Here is an 18090-nt window from a genome sequence, read left to right on the forward strand (position 1 = left end):
TCGTACACACAGGGAGCAACCGGAATGGGTTCGGTTCGCGTAGCCATCGTCGGCGTGGGCAACTGCGCCGCGTCGCTGGTGCAGGGAGTCGAGTACTACAAGGACGCCGACCCGGCGTCGAAGGTCCCCGGCCTGATGCACGTCCAGTTCGGCGACTACCACGTCAGTGACGTCGAGTTCGTCGCCGCGTTCGACGTCGACGCGAAGAAGGTCGGCCTCGACCTCGCGGACGCCATCGGCGCCTCGGAGAACAACACGATCAAGATCGCCGACGTGCCGAACACCGGCGTCACGGTCCAGCGCGGCCACACCCTCGACGGTCTCGGCAAGTACTACCGCGAGACCATCGAGGAGTCCGCCGAGGCGCCGGTCGACGTCGTCCAGGTCCTCAAGGACAAGCAGGTCGACGTCCTCGTCTGCTACCTGCCGGTGGGTTCCGAGGACGCGGCGAAGTTCTACGCCCAGTGCGCCATCGACGCCAAGGTCGCCTTCGTCAACGCCCTCCCGGTCTTCATCGCCGGCACCAAGGAGTGGGCGGACAAGTTCACCGAGGCGGGCGTCCCGATCGTCGGTGACGACATCAAGTCGCAGGTCGGCGCCACCATCACGCACCGCGTCATGGCGAAGCTGTTCGAGGACCGGGGCGTCATCCTGGACCGCACGATGCAGCTGAACGTCGGCGGCAACATGGACTTCAAGAACATGCTCGAGCGCGAGCGCCTGGAGTCCAAGAAGATCTCCAAGACGCAGGCCGTCACCTCCCAGATCCGCGACCGGGAGCTCGGCGAGGGCAACGTCCACATCGGCCCGTCCGACTGGGTCGCCTGGCTCGACGACCGCAAGTGGGCCTACGTCCGCCTCGAGGGCCGCGCCTTCGGTGACGTCCCGCTGAACCTGGAGTACAAGCTCGAGGTCTGGGACTCCCCGAACTCCGCGGGCGTCATCATCGACGCCGTGCGCGCCGCGAAGATCGCCAAGGACCGCGGCATCGCCGGCCCGATCCTCTCCGCGTCGAGCTACTTCATGAAGTCCCCGCCGGTCCAGTACTTCGACGACGAGGCCCGCGAGAACGTCGAGAAGTTCATCAAGGGTGAAGTCGAGCGCTAGTCGCCGACAAAAGCTGCTCCTGCCAGGGCGTTGAGGGTCCCCGGGTCGCACGACCTGGGGACCCTCCCCGTATGTGAGGCTGTGCCCATGGCCGTCGTCCGTGACCTGCGCACCCTCCTGCGCTTCGGGAACTTCCGGCGCCTGCTCGCCGTACGCCTGCTCTCCCAGGGCGCCGACGGCGTCTACCAGGTCGCGCTCGCCGCCTACGTCGTCTTCTCGCCGGAGAAACAGACCTCGGCCACCGCGATCGCCTCCGCAATGGCGGTCCTGCTGCTTCCGTACTCCCTGGTGGGCCCCTTCGCGGGCGTTCTCCTGGACCGCTGGCGCCGCCGCCAGGTCTTCCTCTACGGCAACCTGCTGCGCGCGGTACTGGCGTCGGCGACGGCCGTCCTGATCCTCAGCCACGTCCCGGACTGGCTCTTCTACGTCTCCGCGTTGTGCGTCACTGCCGTCAACCGCTTCGTCCTCGCGGGACTGTCCGCCGCACTGCCCCGCGTCGTCGACGCCGAGCGCCTGGTGATGGCCAACTCCCTTTCCCCGACCGCCGGTACGCTCGCCGCGACCGCGGGCGGCGGCCTCGCCTTCGTCGTACGGCTGGTGGTGGCGGACTCCGACGCCGCTGTGGTGCTGCTGGGCGCCGTCCTGTACCTGTGCGCGGCGCTCGCGTCGCTGCGCCTCGCACCGGAACTGCTGGGGCCGGACGCCGAGTTGGTACAGCCGGGGCTGGGCACTGCGCTCAGCGGCACGGCCCATGACCTGACGGCGGCTGTACGTCACCTCGCCGCACCGCCGCGCCGGGAGGCCGCCTGGGCACTCGTCACGATGACCCTGATGCGGTTCTGCTACGGCGCCCTGCTGGTCATGCTGCTGATGCTGTGCCGGTACACCTTCTCCTCGAACACGGACGACGGACTGCGTCTGCTGGGGCTGGCGCTGGGGACCTCCGCCGCCGGCTTCTTCGCGGCGGCCGTGGTGACGCCCTGGGCTGCGGGACGCCTCGGGCCGGGCCGCTGGATCGTGGTGTGCGCTGCGGTGGCCGCGGTCCTGGAACCCGCCCTCGGTCTCCCGTTCGCCATCACCCCGATGCTGGTCGCGACGTTCGTCCTCGGTCTGACCACGCAGGGCGCGAAGATCGCGACAGACACGGTCGTGCAGTCCTCCGTGGACGACGGCTTCCGGGGCCGGATCTTCTCCGTGTACGACGTCCTGTTCAACATCGCCTTCGTAGGCGCCGCGGCGGTGGCCGCGTTGATGCTGCCGCCGGACGGCCGCTCCGTGCCGCTGGTGATCACAGTCGCCGTTATCTACGGGGCAGTTGCTGCGGCTATGGCCCGCTTTGAGCGCCAGTAAGTGTCACATCAATGGCACAGAGTCCCTCTGGGTTAAAGAGATGTCAGTGAGCCCCGATAACTTACGTGCGTCTTACTCGCGCCTTACGCGCGCCACACACGCATGCTTGCTTTCTAGGGGGACTCCCAAGTGACCACTCCGCCGCCCCAGGGCCAGAACCCATTCGCACCACAGGGCCAGCCGCCATACGGGGGCCAGCAGCCGTACGGCCAGCCTCAGGGTCAGGGTCAGGGTCAGGCACCGTACCCGCCCATGGTCGGGTACCCAGAGCAGGGCCCGTACCCGCAGCAGCCGGGTCAGCCAGGGTTTCCCCCGCAGGGCACAGCACCGTACGCGCCGTTTCCGCCGCAGCCCAACCGTAAGCTCAGCCCCAAGGCGATCAGGATCATCGTCGTCATCGTGATCGCCATCATCGGAGCCTTCGCCAGCTACATAACCAGCCGGGACGACGCCGACACGGCCAAGGTCGGCGACTGCATGCACCGCGGCAGCACCGATGACAGCAACCCGGACCTCGAGGTCGTCGACTGCAGCTCTTCGAAGGCGCAGTACGTGGTGCTGGCCAAGGTCAAGGGCTCGTACACCACCGAGATCGCGGCCTCGGCAAAGTGCGAGGTTGCGGCCAAGGACTTCAAGTACACGTACACAGAGAGCAGCGACAGCAGCGACTTCCTGCTCTGCCTGAAGGACTACACCAAGTAAGCCTGACGTGCCGAGGGGCGGTGTTTCACGTGAAACACCCCCCCCCCCCCCCCCCCCCCCCACGTCCTGGGTCATGTTTCACGTGAAACATGACCCCATTTCACGCCCTCAGCTCTGCTCAGCCCACCATTCCTTGAGCGCCGCCACCGCCGCATCGTGCTCCATCGGCCCGTTCTCCAGCCGCAGCTCCAGCAGGAACTTGTATGCCTGACCGATGGCCGGGCCGGGGCCGACGCCGAGGATCTCCATGATCTGGTTGCCGTCGAGGTCCGGGCGGATCGCGTCCAGCTCCTCCTGCTCCTGGAGTTGGGTGATGCGCTCCTCCAGGCCGTCGTACGCCCGCGAGAGAGCCGCCGCCCTGCGCTTGTTCCGCGTCGTGCAGTCCGAGCGGGTCAGCTTGTGGAGACGGTCGAGGAGTGGGCCGGCGTCACGGACATAGCGGCGGACCGCCGAGTCCGTCCACTCGCCAGTGCCGTAGCCGTGAAAACGCAGGTGGAGTTCGACCAGACGTGAGACGTCCTTCACCAGCTCGTTGGAGTACTTGAGCGCCGTCATGCGCTTCTTGGTCATCTTCGCGCCGACCACCTCGTGGTGGTGGAACGAGACCCGACCGTCCTGCTCGAACCGTCGGGTGCGCGGCTTGCCGATGTCGTGCAGCAGCGCGGCCAGGCGGAGGGTCAGGTCGGGGCCGTTCTCCTCCAGCGCGATCGCCTGTTCCAAGACGATCAGCGTGTGCTCGTAGACGTCCTTGTGCCGATGGTGCTCGTCGCGCTCCAGCCGCAGGGCCGGGAGCTCGGGCAGCACGTGGTCCGCGAGACCGGTGTCGACCAACAGCGCCAGGCCCTTGCGCGGATTCGCGGACAGGATCAGCTTGTTCAGCTCGTCCCGTACACGCTCTGCCGAGACGATCTCGATCCGCCCGGCCATCTCCTTCATGGCCGTCACGACCTCGGGAGCCACCTCGAAGTCGAGCTGCGCAGCAAACCGCGCCGCTCGCATCATCCGCAGCGGATCGTCGGAGAAGGATGCCTCAGGAGTGCCCGGGGTCCGCAGGACACGCGCAGCGAGGTCGTCCCGTCCGCCGTGCGGGTCGATGAACTTCTTCTCCGGGAGCGCGAGAGCCATCGCATTGACGGTGAAGTCGCGCCGGACGAGGTCTTCCTCGATGGAGTCGCCGTAGGACACCTCGGGCTTGCGCGAGGTCCGGTCGTAGGCCTCCGACCGGTAGGTCGTGACCTCGATCTGGTAGCCGTCCTTCTGGGCCCCGACCGTGCCGAAGGCGATGCCGACCTCCCACACGGCGTCCGCCCACGGACGGACGATCTTGAGGACGGCTTCGGGGCGGGCGTCGGTCGTGAAGTCGAGGTCATTGCCGAGCCGGCCGAGCAGTGCATCCCGGACCGAGCCGCCGACCAGGGCGAGCGAGAACCCGGCATCCTGGAAACGGCGGGCGAGGTCGTCGGCGACGGGGTCGACCCGCAGCGGTTCACTCGGCACGCGTTGCGGCTCCTGGCTCAGGGCACTGAGGTTGGCTTCGTTGGCGTTCGGCACAACAGAAGAGGGTACGTGGCCCAGGCGACCGCAAGCGCCTCCATTAAGCGTCCGCGGACACCTCTATGGATACAGGCACAAGGGCTGCCTTCAAGGCGCACGGTGGCGCTTCTCTTTATACGTGCATATACAGGACAGGTCGGCCCTGCCCTCCGATCTTGTGCGGCAGTCCGCGGCACTTCCCCTCAGCGCGCATCGTTACCATGCGTGGACGCACATTCCGACGACCACTGACGACGACGAGGGACGGGCGAGCGCGTGGCCGAGGCGGCAGACTTCCAGGGGACGAATCCCTCACCTGCCCGCCGGTGGCTGCGGCGCACCGGAGCACTGCTCGCAGGGGCGCCTCTGCTGGCCGGCCTCCTCCAGCTGCCCACCGCCGTTTCCGCGGACGCGGCTGGTCAGACCTCCTCGATGGACACCTCGGGCACGGGCTCGGTGGCCGTAGCCCTCGACTCGCTCACCCCCGGCGTCCCCACGGACGGCGACACACTGACCGTGTCGGGCACCGTGACCAACAACGGCAAGCAGACAGTCACCGGCGCCCACGTGGGACTGCGCGTAGGCCCCCAGCTGAACACGCGCTCGGCCATCGACGACATCGCCAGGGACAGTGGCAGCGTCCAGGGCGCGACCGGCTCGGAGGTCGGCGGCAAGTACGTGGAGAAGATCTCCAAGCTCACTCCGGGGGTCGCCGAGCACTTCAGCATCTCCGTGCCGGTCGACAAGCTCAACCTCGGCGACGACGGGGTCTACCAGTTCGCCGTCTCGCTGTCCGGCCAGACGTCCGCACAGCCGTGGAACCAGGTCCTCGGCATACAGCGGACCTTCCTGCCGTGGCAGCCCGACGAGGCCGAGACGAAGACGAAGACGACGTTCCTGTGGCCGCTCGTCTCCACCGTCCACATGACGGCGGAGACGGGATCGAACGAGCAGCAGACGCCGGTCTTCCTCAATGACGATCTCGCGAAGGAGATCTCCCCGGGCGGACGCCTGGACGAGATGCTGTCCCTGGGCGAGAGCCTCGACGTCACGTGGGTGATCGACCCGGACCTGCTGGCCTCCGTCGACGCGATGACCCGCAGCTATCGGGTCCGGGCCGACAACAACACCACCACGGCGGGCACACACCAGGCGGTCGCCAAGCAGTGGCTCGCCGAGCTGCAGAAGGCGGTGGCCGACAAGGAGGTCGTCGCGCTGCCCTTCGCCGACCCGGACCTGGCCTCCCTCGCGCACAACGGCACGAGCGTGACCGGCTCGCTGAGCCACCTCAAGGAGGCCACCGACGTCGTCGCCAACACGGTGGAGCCGATCCTCCATGTGAAGCCGAACACAGACTTCGCCTGGCCCGTGAACGGCGCCGTCGACCCGTCGATCGTCAAGGTCGCCACCTCCGCCGGCGCCGACCAGGTGATCGCGCGCAGCGACAGCCTCCAGGAGACGGGCGGCCTGCCCTACACCCCCTCCGCAGCCCGTCCGATCGGTGGCGGCACCACGGCGGTGGTCTCGGACGCCCGTCTGTCCACGGCGTTCCAGGACGACCTCACGACGGCATCCGCCGGCACACTCGCCGTGCAGCAGTTCCTCGCCCAGAGCCTGGCGCTCAACCTCCAGACGCACAAGCAGCGCAGCATCGTCGTCGCCCCGCAGCGAATGCCGACGACGCACCAGGCCCAGGCCATGGCCGACGCGCTGACGGCCCTCCAGAGCGGAAACTGGTCCGAGACCCAGAAGCTCACGTCGGCCGCCAAGGCCAAGCCGGACCCGGGTGCCACGACGACCGTGCCGTCGACCTCCTCATACCCCTCCTCGCTGCGCAAGCAGGAGCTGCCGCGCTCGGCCTTCGAGGAGATCGCGACCACACAGGACAAACTCGACAACTTCAAGGTGATCCTCAGCGACGAGTCCCGGGTGGTGACCCCCTTCGGACGGGCCATGAACCGCGGGATGTCCACGTCGTGGCGCGGCCGCGCCACCGCCGCGGAGAGCTTCCGCACCAACGTGGACAGCCACCTCACGGAACTGACCAGCCAGGTCAAGCTGATCGACAAGTCCGACACCAAGCTCTCCGGACGCAGCGCCACGATCCCCGTGACCGTCCAGAACAACCTGGTGCAGGGCGTCGAGCACCTCACGCTGCGCCTCACCTCGACGAGCCCCACCCGCCTCCAGATCGGCGGCCACGCCTACGAAGAGCAGCCTGTGACGGTCTCCGGCGGACACAGCCAGACGGTGAAGTTCCCCACGTCGGCCAAGGCCAACGGCCAGGCCACGGTGGTCGCCCAGCTGTACACGGAGGACGGCCAGGAATACGGCAACGCCGTCACCTTCGACGTCAAGGTCACCGAGATCACAGCCACCGTGATGCTGGTCATCGGCGGCGGCTTCCTCCTCCTCGTCCTCGCCGGCTTCCGCATGTACACGCAGCGCAAACGGGCGGCCGCCCGTGAAGCCGAGGAGGACGGTCCCGACGAGGCGGGCGAGCCCGCCGACGGGCCGGAGAACCCCGAAGGCCCCGAGGACCGTCTCAAGGAGGAGTCCGGCACCGACGCCCGGGCAGACGACCCTGAGCAGCCGAGTGACCCGACACCGGACACCGCAGCGGAAAGCGCCGACCCGTCCGGCACGGGTGAGAGAGTGGACCGTTGAGGATGTCGTGGCCGGTGGGCCCGGGACGATGAGGTGGGGTAACCATGAACGCGCCGTACGACGGTGACCGCGGCCAGGCCGCGGGCAGCTCGGGCCCCCCCGAGGGCCCGCCGCCCGAGCACGGCCAGGTCCCGCCGCAGCCCCCCGCCGACATGTACCTCCAGGACGCCTACGACCAGGACCCCTACCGGGCTCAGGACCTCTCCGCGCAGGATCCGGTCGCCGAGGCCCTCTACGACCGCGCTGCGCACCCCCCGCCGCCTCCCGGCGCCTACCAACCGCAGCAACCGCTGTACGCCCAGCCGCCTCAGTCTCCGTACGCCCCCGACCCCCATGTGTGGGCCCAGACACCGGCGCCGGAACCTGACGGCCCGAGCAGCCAGTACCTGCCGTACGGCGACGATCCCCGCACGACCCAGTTCGTGGGCGTCGACGACCTGGTCACCCAGGCCGGAGAGGAGCGCCAGGAGCCGGACGCCTTCGCGCATCTCTTCCGGGACCAGCAGCAGGGCGGCGGATACCTGCCCTCGGACCCCCCGTCGGTGCCCGGTCCGGCAGCCGCCCCGGGCGCACCGTCCCCGGCGCCGCAGTACCAGGCTCCGGCGGCCTCCACTCCCGCGGCCGATCAGACCATGAACCTCGGCACCACTCCTGCCGCTGCTCCGGCGCCCGCAGCAGCTCCGGTGGCCCCCGCGAAGAAGGGCCAGAAGGCCGGGGGCCTGCTCAAGTCGAGCGCCGTGATGGCGGCGGGCACGATGGTCTCCCGCCTCACCGGCTTCGTCCGCTCCGCGCTGATCGTTTCAGCACTGGGCACGGCACTCCTTGGTGACACCTTCCAGGTCGCTTACCAGTTGCCGACCATGATCTACATCCTCACCGTCGGCGGCGGCCTCAACTCCGTCTTCGTGCCTCAGCTCGTCCGTGCCATGAAGGAGGACGAGGACGGGGGCGAGGCCTTCGCCAACCGGCTGCTGACGCTGGTGATCGTGGCGCTCGCGGCGCTCACCGCGGCCGCTGTCTTCGCCGCGCCGCTGCTGGTGCGTGTGCTGTCGGTGAAGGTGGCCGATGACCCGGCCGCCAACGAGGTCGCCGTCACCTTCACCCGCTACTTCCTGCCCTCGATCTTCTTCATGGGCATCCACGTGGTGATGGGCCAGATCCTCAACGCCCGCGGCAAGTTCGGCGCGATGATGTGGACCCCGGTCCTCAACAACATCGTCATCATCGTGACGCTGGGCATGTTCCTGTGGGTGTACGGCACCTCGGCGAGCTCCGGCATGACGGTCACGAACATCCCGCCGGAGGGCCAGCGGCTCCTCGGCATCGGCGTCCTCCTCGGACTCGTGGTCCAGGCGCTGGCGATGATCCCGTACCTGCGTGAGACCGGGTTCCGGCTGCGGCTGCGTTTCGACTGGAAGGGCCACGGTCTCGGCAAGGCGGCAATGCTCGCCAAGTGGACGGTGCTGTTCGTCCTCGCGAACCAGGCGGGCGCCCTCGTCGTCACGCAGCTGGCCACCGCGGCCGTCAAGGACACCAACATCGCCGGCACCGGCTTCAGCGCCTACGCCAACGCCCAGCTGATCTGGGGTCTGCCGCAGGCCATCATCACCGTCTCCCTGATGGCGGCCCTGCTGCCGCGTATCTCCCGCTCGGCGGCCGAGGACGACGGGGGTGCCGTCCGCGACGACATCTCCCAGGGCCTGCGCACCACGGCTGTCGCCATCGTCCCGATCGCCTTCGGCTTCCTCGCCCTCGGCATCCCGATGTGCACGCTGATCTTCGGCACCTCGGGCACCGGCGCCGCCACCAACATGGGTTACATGCTGATGGCGTTCGGCCTCGGTCTGATCCCGTACTCCGTGCAGTACGTCGTCCTGCGCGCCTTCTACGCCTACGAGGACACCCGGACGCCCTTCTACAACACGGTCATCGTGGCGGCGTTCAACGCGGGCGCCTCGGCACTCTGCTACCTGGTCCTGCCGCCCCGCTGGGCCGTGGCCGGCATGGCCGCCTCGTACGGCCTCGCCTACGCGATCGGCGTCGGCGTCGCCTGGAACCGGCTACGCAAGCGGCTGGGCGGCGATCTGGACGGCGCACGCGTCCTGCGGACGTACGCCAGGCTCTGCATCGCCTCGGTGCCCGCGGCGGCCCTCAGCGGCGCGGCCTGCTACGAGATCGGCCACATGCTCGGCCAGGGTGTCGTCGGATCCCTCGCGGCCCTGCTGGCCGGCAGCGCGGTCCTGCTCGGGATCTTCTTCTTGGCCGCCCGCAAGATGCGTATCGAGGAGCTGAACTCGCTGGTCGGCATGGTCCGCGGACGTCTGGGGCGCTGACGCGGGGGTAAGCGCACAACCATCGTCCGCCATCGTGTGTCGTGCATACCGGCGGACTGTGGGCACAATTGGTTTCGGCGTCGGACAGCGCGCACGGATGTTGGTCGGCGCGCAATGAATGGGGAGGCAGGAACGACGGTGGCGGAACGGAGCACGGCTGCCGTCGACGTGGCAGACAACAGCGGCGACGAACCGCTGACCGCAGAGGCGGACCAGTCCACGGCCGACGGGGTGGCCCAGAACCGGGAGCGGGACACGGAGATCGACGAGGCACAGGGGAGTGGCGGGACCGAGGGTCCCGGGAAAGCCTCACCACCCGAGCTGCACAGCGGCCACAAACTCGCCAGACGGTACCGGCTCGAGGAGTGCGTCACCCGTCTGGACGGATTCAGCAGTTGGCGCGCCGTGGACGAGAAGCTTCGCCGCGCCGTCGGCGTCCACCTCCTGCCCGCGGACCACTCGCGGGCACGTTCGGTGCTGGCCGCAGCGCGTTCCTCGGCGTTGCTCGGTGATCCGCGCTTCGTCCAAGTACTCGACGCCGTCGAGGAGAACGACCTCGTCTACGTCGTCCACGAGTGGCTGCCCGACGCCGTCGAGCTGACCACGCTGCTTGCCTCCGGCCCGCTGGAGCCGCACGACGCCTACCAGATGGTCAGTCAGATCGCCTCCGCGATGGCTGCAGCACACCGTGAGGGCCTGGCGCATCTGCGGCTGAACCCGAACGCCGTGCTGCGCACCTCAAGCGGCCAGTGGCGCATCCGTGGCCTCGCCGTGAACGCCGCGCTGCGCGGCATCAGTTCCGACACCCCGCAGCGCACCGACACGGAGTCCGTCGGCGCGCTCCTGTACGCCGGGCTCACGCAGCGCTGGCCCTACGAGAGCGACGCCTACGGTCTGTCGGGGCTGCCCAAGGACGTCGGCCTGATCGCACCCGACCAGGTGCGGGCCGGTGTCCACCGCGGTCTGTCCGAGCTCTCCATGCGCGCTCTCGTCAACGACGGGGCGACCGCCTCCCGTCACGAGTCCCCGTGCACGACGCCGGAGGAGCTGGTGAAAGCGATCGGCGAGATGCCCCGCATCCGCCCGCCGGAGCCTGCGTTCACCGCACCACCGGAGTACCAGCGCACCACGTACCAGCAGGGCACCTACGGCCGGCCGGCGCCGCACCCCGGCGCCACCCAGCCGGTACCGACTCCTCCGGCCCCGCTGCAGAGCCGCACTGGCAAGGCCCTGAAATGGGCCGTCTCGGCCCTCCTCATCGCCGCCCTGGGTCTGGGGAGCTGGCAGCTCGCGGACGCGCTCATGGACAACGGCAACAAGTCCGACGACACGAACAAGACGCAGACGACGGACGGGGGCGACAAGAACAGCGCGGCACCCAAGCCGGTCAAGACCCTCCAGATCCAGAGGGCTCAGGAGTACGTCGCCAAGGGTGACGCCCAGCATCCCAACGACGTCGACAAGACGTACGACAAGGACAGCTCCACGTACTGGCGCACCGCCAGCTTCAAGGACGGCCCGGACATGAACCCGGTCTTCAAGCCCGGTGTCGGCATCGTCTACGACTTCGGCTCGGAGCAGGAGGTTTCCGCCGCTTCGATAGGGCTCCTGTTCGGCGGCGACCACACGACGGTCATGCTCTACGCGACCGACTCCATGAGCTCCTCGGTTCCGCTGACTTCGATGACGAAATTGGGATCCGCGACAACGTCCAGCACGTCTGCCAAGGTGGCGGTCGCCAAGCCGGTGAAGAGCCGGTACGTACTGGTGTGGTTCACCGCGCTGCCGTACGCGCAGGGGGACTCGTACAGCGACCCGGGCTACAAGCAGGCCGTGACGGACCTGAAGTTCACCGGCTGACAACGCACCGCATCCCAGGGGAGGGGGTCCGATGGCAAATGACACCGCATACGGCGACACAAGCGATCAGGACCTCCTGGCCCGCCATGTAGAGGGCGACCCGGACGCCTTCGGCGAGCTTGTGCGGCGGCATCGTGACCGTCTGTGGGCGGTGGCCCTGCGGACGCTGGGGGACCGCGAGGAGGCCGCTGACGCCGTTCAGGACGCTCTTGTGTCCGCCTACCGGGCCGCCCACACCTTCCGGGGGCAGTCGGCCGTCACGACGTGGCTGCACCGGATCACGGTGAACGCCTGTCTCGACCGCGCCCGCAAGGCTGCCTCGCGCAAGACATCCCCGGTCGACGACACCGAACGGCTGGAGCAACTGCTGGAGCCGCACGAGGAGGCATCGGCTCCGGCGGAGCGCAATGATCTGCACCGGCAGCTGTTGGAGGCGCTGGGCACCTTGCCACCCGACCAGCGCGCCGCCCTCGTCCTCGTCGACATGCAGGGATACCCCGTCGCCGAAGCCGCGCGCGTGCTCGATGTCCCGACCGGCACCGTGAAGAGCCGCTGCGCCCGCGGCAGAGCCAGACTCCTGCCGCTCCTCACCCATCTACGGCCGGATAACGCCGGTGGCGGCAAGGAACAGGGTGAGAGGCGGAACCGGACTCAGGGGACATCCGTCCCACCGGCAGCGGGACCGCCGACTGCCGGTCCACGCGATACGGGGCCGGATACAGGGCCAAGCGATTCAGCTGCTGTGAAGGGCGGAGGTGGGCGAGCGTGACATCCACGACGGACATGACCGGACACCCGGACGTCGCCGAAATCTCCGACCTCACCGAAGGGCTGCTCCCGCCGTCCCGGACTGCCGACGTACGCAGGCATCTCACCGAGTGCGAGCTCTGCGCGGACGTGTATGCGTCGCTGGAGGAGATCCGAGGGCTGCTCGGTTCAATGCCGGGCCCGACACGTATGCCCGCCGACGTCGCAGGCCGGATTGATGCCGCCCTCGCGGCCGAGGCACTGCTGAACGCGACAGCACCCGATGCCACGGACGCCCCGGTGCTCGTCGGTGTTGCCCGTTCCATGGACGACGTCGGCGACAGTGCGCGTGTTTCACGTGAAACATCGGCAACGGCAGACCGCCCCGCAGGACATTCCCGTGCCTCCACCACCGGACCAGGTCGCAAGCAGCGTAAGAGGGGCGGTCGCCGCAGGGTCGCCATCCTGGGCACCGTGTTCACGGTCGCCGCACTGGGCTTCGGTTCTGTCCTGTGGTCGTCGCTGAACGACGGGAAACCGCCGGCTTCCGAGGCTCAGGGCCGCGCCACCGCGGACACTTTCTCGGAGCCCAAGCTGGAGGCACAGGTCACCGGTCTCCTCAAGAGCCAGGGTTCGGGCAGCGGCTCCCATGCTCCGCACAGTCTCGGTGTGGAGGGCGGCACCAACCAACCCAAGGTCTTCAAGGAGCCCACGGTCCCGGACTGCATCCGCAATGGCATCGGGCGCACCGACCCGGCGCTCGCGACGAAGGAAGGCACCTACAAGGGGACGGACGTCCTGCTTGTGGTCATGTCCGACGCCTCCGCCAGCAACAAGGTGACCGCATACCTCGTGGATGCGAGCTGTGTAAGTCATGCGTCCTCCGCCAAGGCGAAGGTTCTTCTGATGCACTCCTACACCCGTCCCTGAACGCACACGCTTCGTCTCCGTCCTGCGTGATATCCCGTACCGTGTCGCGTCCTCGTGTGCCCGGACACAGTGGGAATGCGCGCCCCTTAGGATCCGTTGGGTGGGGTGAGAGTTCTGAGAGGGGCTCCCCCGGTCCGACGACGCAGTCCAGAGACGAGGAAACAAGCCGTGAGCGACGTCCGTAACGTGATCATCATCGGCTCCGGGCCCGCCGGCTACACGGCGGCGCTCTACACCGCGCGCGCGTCGCTGAAGCCGCTGGTGTTCGAGGGCGCAGTCACCGCCGGTGGCGCGCTGATGAACACCACCGACGTGGAGAACTTCCCCGGTTTCCGGGACGGCATCATGGGTCCCGACCTCATGGACAATATGCGCGCACAGGCCGAGCGCTTCGGTGCCGAGCTCGTCCCGGACGACGTCGTCTCCGTCGATCTCACCGGTGAGATCAAGACCGTCACCGACACCGCAGGCACCGTGCACAAGGCGAAGGCCATCATCGTCACCACCGGCTCCCAGCACCGCAAGCTCGGCCTGCCGAACGAGGACGCGCTCTCCGGGCGCGGTGTCTCCTGGTGCGCCACGTGTGACGGCTTCTTCTTCAAGGACCAGGACATCGCCGTGATCGGCGGCGGTGACACCGCGATGGAGGAGGCCACCTTCCTCTCCCGCTTCGCCAAGTCCGTGACGATCGTCCACCGCCGGGACAGCCTGCGCGCCTCCAAGGCGATGCAGGAGCGCGCCTTCGCCGACCCGAAGATCAAGTTCGTGTGGGACAGCGAGGTCGCCGAGGTCCAGGGCGACCAGAAGCTCTCCGGTCTGAAGCTGCGCAACATCAAGAACGGCGAGCTCTCGGATCTGGCGGTCACCGGGCTGTTCATCGCTATCGGCCACGACCCTCGCACCGAACTCTTCAAGGGCCAGCTCGACCTCGACGAGGAGGGCTACCTCAAGGTCGCCGCTCCTTCCACCCGCACCAACCTGACCGGTGTCTTCGCCGCGGGTGACGTGGTCGACCACACCTACCGCCAGGCGATCACCGCGTCTGGCACCGGTTGCTCCGCCGCGCTCGACGCCGAGCGCTACCTCGCCGCCCTGGCGGACGAGGAGCAGGCCGAGCCCGAGAAGACCTCTGTCTGACCCCCATCCGCCCCACGCACCAACCAGTTAAGGAGCCCGCCGTGGCCGGCACCCTGAAGAACGTGACCGACGACTCCTTCGAGCAGGACGTCCTCAAGAGCGACAAGCCCGTACTGGTGGACTTCTGGGCCGCCTGGTGCGGTCCGTGCCGCCAGATCGCGCCGTCCCTCGAGGCGATCGCCGCCGAGTACGGCGACAAGATCGAGGTCGTCAAGCTCAACATCGACGAGAACCCGGGTACGGCCGCCAAGTACGGCGTCATGTCCATCCCGACGCTGAACGTCTATCAGGCCGGCGAGGTCGCCAAGACCATCGTCGGTGCGAAGCCGAAGGCCGCGATCGTCCGCGACCTCGAGGACTTCATCGCCGAGTAGTCGACGAAGCCGTCGAGTCGGCGGCGATGTTTCACGTGAAACACGAATGGGCCAACCCCCAGGGGTCGGCCCATTCGCTTGTCCGGACGCTTTTCACAGCGGCCTGAGCACCGGCTCCTTCTGTACAGCCCCCAGCAGCCGGTCGAGTGCCATCTCCACGTCTTCCTTCCAGGAGAGCGTCGTCCGCAGCTCCAGCCTCAGACGGGGGTAAGTCGGATGAGGGCGGACCGTCTTGAAGCCCACGGCCAGGAGATGGTCGGCCGGCAGGACACAAGCGGGTTCCTTCCACCGTGCGTCCCCGAAGGCCTCGATTGCCTTGAAGCCCCGTCGCAATAGATCCTTGGCAACCGTCTGCACCATGACCCGCCCCAGCCCCTGACCCTGATAGCCCGGCATGATGAACGACGTCATCAGCTGTACCGCGTCCGGCGAGACGGGGCTCGTGGGGAAGGCCGTGGAGCGGGGAACGTAGGCCGGAGGGGCGTACAGGACAAAGCCCACCGGTACATCGTCGACGTAGACAACTCGGCCGCAGGATCCCCAGTCCAGCAGGACCGCCGAGATCCACGCTTCCTTCTCCAGGGCGGGTGTGCCCGCCTTTACCGCGGCCTCACCGCTGACTGGGTCCAGCTCCCAGAAGACGCACGCGCGACAGCGCTTGGGAAGGTCCTGAAGGTTGTCCAGCGTGAGCGGTACGAGCCGACGCCCCATGAAGGCTGTTCCTCGCTTCCTTCGCCCGCAGCGTCGCGGGCGGCTGTCAGAGCGCTCCGTTCTCTGAGGAGGCTGCCGACGAAGCCGCCGACCGCGCCCAGCCCCAGGCCCGCGCTCACCAGTCCGGTGCGGCTCATCGTTCGCATGGCCCCTGCCTCCCTCTCAGAGGTACTGCCAGGTGGATGCGCCATACCCGAACGCATCGTATCCACGAAGCGATTCCATCGATACCGCCTGAAAGCAAAAGAGCGGGCCGTGTTCCGGTACACACCGGACACGGCCCGCTCTCCCGGCCCACCGAGCGAAACCGCTCAGTCGGCCACAGCCTGTCTAGGCCTCGAGGTCCTCGGGATCGTCCTCCAGAAGGCTCTTCTGCAGGACTGGCCCCTCGCCGGGCGCGAGGCTGCTGAGAATCCGCTCGAGGTCCTCCATGGAGGCGAACTCAACGGTGATCTTGCCCTTTTTCTGTCCCAGGTCGACCTTCACCCGCGTCTCGAAACGGTCCGAGAGACGGGTCGCGAGGTCGGTCAGCGCCGGGGAGACCCGGGCGCCGGCCCGCGGCCCCTTGGACCGCTGAGCCGTCTGCGGCCGCGACCCCATGAGGGTCACGATCTCCTCGACGGCTCGCACGGACAGGCCCTCGGCCACGATCCGGTGGGCCAGCCGGTCCTGCTCCTCCGAGTCCTCGACGGAGAGCAGCGCCCTCGCATGACCGGCGGAGAGAACCCCAGCGGCCACACGGCGCTGAACCGCCGGCGAGAGCTTCAGCAGACGCAGGGTGTTGGAGACCTGCGGACGGGAACGACCGATCCGGTCGGCCAGCTGGTCGTGGGTGCAGTTGAAGTCCTTCAGAAGCTGGTCGTAGGCGGCGGCCTCCTCCAGCGGATTCAGCTGCGCCCGATGCAGGTTCTCCAGGAGGGCGTCCAGGAGAAGCTTCTCGTCCTCCGTGGCCCGCACGATCGCCGGGATGGCATCGAGCCCCGCCTCACGGCAGGCCCGCCAGCGCCGCTCGCCCATGATGAGCTCATAGCGGGCAGGGCCCAACTGCCGTACGACGACCGGCTGGAGGAGACCGACCTCCTGGATGGAGGTGACCAGTTCCTGCAGCGCGTCCTCGTCGAAGACCTCGCGCGGCTGGCGCGGGTTCGGCGTGATGGAGTCGAGAGGGAGTTCCGCGAAGTAGGCGCCCATGGGAGGCGCGGGCGCCTCCGCAACGCCGTTCAGCGACGGCTCCTCGGTTTCATATGAAACAGGCGGCAACGTGGCCACCTTCGCCGCGGCCACCCCACGGTCGGTCGTCAGCACCGGGACTGCCGATGGAGACGCCGATCCAGCGCCCCCCATCGCGGCCGGGGTCGGCGTCTTCTCCGTCGGGGCAGCAGGGATCAGTGCGCCGAGACCACGGCCCAAACCCCTCCGTCGCTCGCTCACTGAATCCCCTCCACCATGCTCGGATCACTCTGGGCGCCGATGTGGGCATGCGGCGCGTCATAGGCCACGCCGACACCCTTCAGCGCGATTTCTCGTGCAGCCTCAAGATAGGACAGGGCACCGCTCGATCCCGGATCGTAGGTCAGCACCGTCTGCCCATAGCTCGGCGCCTCGGAGATGCGGACCGAACGGGGAATGCTCGTCCGCAGCACCTCTTCGCCGAAGTGGCTCCGCACCTCGTCGGCGACCTGGGACGCGAGGCGCGTCCGGCCGTCGTACATGGTGAGCAGGATCGTCGATACATGCAAGGTGGGGTTGAGGTGCCCCCGCACCAGGTCGACATTGCGCAGCAGCTGGCCCAGCCCCTCCAGCGCGTAGTACTCGCACTGGATCGGGATGAGGACCTCCGCGCCGGCCACCAGCGCGTTGACCGTCAGCAGGCCGAGCGAAGGGGGACAGTCGATCAGGATGTAGTCCAGAGGCTGCTCATAGGCCTGGATGGCTCGCTGCAGCCTGCTCTCCCGTGCCACCAGAGACACCAACTCGATCTCCGCACCGGCGAGATCGATCGTGGCGGGGGCGCAGAAGAGACCCTCGACATCGGGGACCGGCTGGACGACCTCCGCGAGGGGCCTGCTTTCGACCAGGACGTCGTAGATGGACGGGACTTCGGCGTGATGGTCGATCCCCAGGGCTGTGGATGCGTTGCCCTGAGGGTCGAGGTCGATCACCAGGACACGGCCACCGTGCAGGGCCAGGGAGGCGGCGAGATTGACGGTTGTCGTCGTCTTGCCGACACCGCCCTTCTGGTTGGCGACCACCATGACGCGTGTCTGCTCGGGCCGTGGCAGGCCCTCGCCTGCGCGGCCGAGAGCCTCCACCGCCAGTTGGGCAGCACGACCGATCGGAGTGTCGTCCATCGGGGGCGGTGTTTCACGTGAAACATCCTCCCCCATCGACTCGGTACGGGGACCGGGGACCGGATCGGTCATCGGTCCCGCGATGTTGGCGTCGGACCGCAAGGATTCACTCTCCTCGACTTCAGGCTCGCAATGAACAGAGCCTCCCATGTCTTCGGGGTCGCGAACCAGTGAGGCCTGTTGTTCTGTGGAGAAATCCACCTCTGTGGACAACTCGACCCCCCTCACGGGGGACCGAGTGCCGTCGGATACGGATGCCTCTCCGAGTGAACCGAGAGGCTTACGGTC

At 68.1% G+C, this 18090-nt stretch carries 14 protein-coding genes; 10 read left to right on the top strand and 4 right to left on the bottom strand.

Annotated elements, in window-relative coordinates; genetic code table 11:
* Positions 1-24 precede the first annotated feature (24 nt).
* The 3 genes from P2Q00_RS38965 (at position 25) to P2Q00_RS38975 (ending at position 3159) form a co-directional block, all read left to right on the top strand.
* Entirely contained in the window at positions 25-1107 is a 1083-nt protein-coding gene (locus P2Q00_RS38965; RefSeq protein ID WP_275779053.1) for an inositol-3-phosphate synthase, read from the top strand.
* Positions 1108-1194: 87 nt separating this feature from the next.
* Positions 1195-2457, top strand: coding sequence for an MFS transporter (locus P2Q00_RS38970; RefSeq protein WP_275779054.1), 1263 nt, complete (start codon positions 1195-1197; stop codon positions 2455-2457).
* 129 nt (positions 2458-2586) lie between these two features.
* Positions 2587-3159 carry an LppU/SCO3897 family protein gene (locus P2Q00_RS38975; RefSeq protein ID WP_275779056.1) on the top strand — a complete coding sequence of 191 codons (573 nt, stop codon included), beginning with the start codon at positions 2587-2589 and terminating at the stop codon, positions 3157-3159.
* A gap of 108 nt (positions 3160-3267) precedes the next feature.
* Here P2Q00_RS38975 and P2Q00_RS38980 read toward each other — a convergent pair whose 3' ends face one another.
* Positions 3268-4710, bottom strand: coding sequence for a CCA tRNA nucleotidyltransferase (locus P2Q00_RS38980; RefSeq protein WP_275779058.1), 1443 nt, complete (start codon positions 4708-4710; stop codon positions 3268-3270).
* 258 nt (positions 4711-4968) lie between these two features.
* Here P2Q00_RS38980 and P2Q00_RS38985 point away from each other — a divergent pair, with 258 nt between their 5' ends.
* The 7 genes from P2Q00_RS38985 (at position 4969) to trxA (ending at position 14740) form a co-directional block, all read left to right on the top strand.
* The gene (locus tag P2Q00_RS38985) at positions 4969-7359 is read left to right on the top strand and encodes a DUF6049 family protein (protein WP_275779060.1); all 2391 of its coding nucleotides are present in this window, start codon (positions 4969-4971) and stop codon (positions 7357-7359) included.
* A 44-nt stretch (positions 7360-7403) separates the two neighbouring features.
* Complete coding sequence (gene murJ / locus P2Q00_RS38990; RefSeq protein WP_275779062.1) at positions 7404-9692, top strand: murein biosynthesis integral membrane protein MurJ; 2289 nt, start codon at positions 7404-7406, stop codon at positions 9690-9692.
* Positions 9693-9830: 138 nt separating this feature from the next.
* Positions 9831-11552 (top strand): serine/threonine protein kinase, encoded by a 1722-nt coding sequence (locus P2Q00_RS38995; RefSeq protein WP_275779065.1) that lies wholly within the window; start codon positions 9831-9833, stop codon positions 11550-11552.
* A gap of 31 nt (positions 11553-11583) precedes the next feature.
* A complete protein-coding gene (sigM, locus tag P2Q00_RS39000) occupies positions 11584-12321 on the top strand; it encodes an RNA polymerase sigma factor SigM (protein WP_275779067.1) in 738 nt (245 codons plus the stop codon).
* A complete protein-coding gene (locus P2Q00_RS39005; protein ID WP_275779068.1) occupies positions 12318-13229 on the top strand; it encodes an anti-sigma factor family protein in 912 nt (303 codons plus the stop codon). The genes sigM and P2Q00_RS39005 overlap by 4 nt, the downstream gene beginning before the upstream one ends.
* Before the next feature lie 168 nt (positions 13230-13397).
* A complete protein-coding gene (gene trxB, locus P2Q00_RS39010) occupies positions 13398-14366 on the top strand; it encodes a thioredoxin-disulfide reductase (protein WP_275779070.1) in 969 nt (322 codons plus the stop codon).
* A gap of 41 nt (positions 14367-14407) precedes the next feature.
* Positions 14408-14740 (top strand): thioredoxin, encoded by a 333-nt coding sequence (trxA, locus tag P2Q00_RS39015; RefSeq protein WP_275779071.1) that lies wholly within the window; start codon positions 14408-14410, stop codon positions 14738-14740.
* Positions 14741-14833: 93 nt separating this feature from the next.
* Here trxA and P2Q00_RS39020 read toward each other — a convergent pair whose 3' ends face one another.
* From P2Q00_RS39020 to P2Q00_RS39030, 3 genes are all read right to left on the bottom strand, one after another.
* A complete protein-coding gene (locus tag P2Q00_RS39020; RefSeq protein ID WP_275779072.1) occupies positions 14834-15451 on the bottom strand; it encodes a GNAT family N-acetyltransferase in 618 nt (205 codons plus the stop codon).
* Between the two features lie 330 nt (positions 15452-15781).
* Positions 15782-16882, bottom strand: coding sequence for a ParB/RepB/Spo0J family partition protein (locus P2Q00_RS39025; RefSeq protein WP_275779074.1), 1101 nt, complete (start codon positions 16880-16882; stop codon positions 15782-15784).
* Positions 16879-17952, bottom strand: coding sequence for a ParA family protein (locus P2Q00_RS39030; RefSeq protein WP_275779281.1), 1074 nt, complete (start codon positions 17950-17952; stop codon positions 16879-16881). Before P2Q00_RS39030 ends, P2Q00_RS39025 begins: the two co-directional genes overlap by 4 nt.
* Between the last annotated feature and the right edge of the window lie 138 nt (positions 17953-18090).

Origin of the sequence: Streptomyces coacervatus (assembly GCF_029223485.1) — a bacterium.
In the GTDB taxonomy this organism is placed as follows: domain Bacteria; phylum Actinomycetota; class Actinomycetes; order Streptomycetales; family Streptomycetaceae; genus Streptomyces; species Streptomyces coacervatus.

Bases quoted from the DNA above. Each gene is read 5' to 3' on its own strand.
- P2Q00_RS39020 (WP_275779072.1), bottom strand. From the start codon at position 15,451: ATGGGGCGTCGGCTCGTACCGCTCACGCTGGACAACCTTCAGGACCTT.
- P2Q00_RS39030 (WP_275779281.1), bottom strand. From the start codon at position 17,952: ATGGGAGGCTCTGTTCATTGCGAGCCTGAAGTCGAGGAGAGTGAATCC.
- sigM (WP_275779067.1), top strand. From the start codon at position 11,584: ATGGCAAATGACACCGCATACGGCGACACAAGCGATCAGGACCTCCTG.
- P2Q00_RS38970 (WP_275779054.1), top strand. From the start codon at position 1,195: ATGGCCGTCGTCCGTGACCTGCGCACCCTCCTGCGCTTCGGGAACTTC.
- P2Q00_RS38965 (WP_275779053.1), top strand. From the start codon at position 25: ATGGGTTCGGTTCGCGTAGCCATCGTCGGCGTGGGCAACTGCGCCGCG.
- murJ (WP_275779062.1), top strand. From the start codon at position 7,404: ATGAACGCGCCGTACGACGGTGACCGCGGCCAGGCCGCGGGCAGCTCG.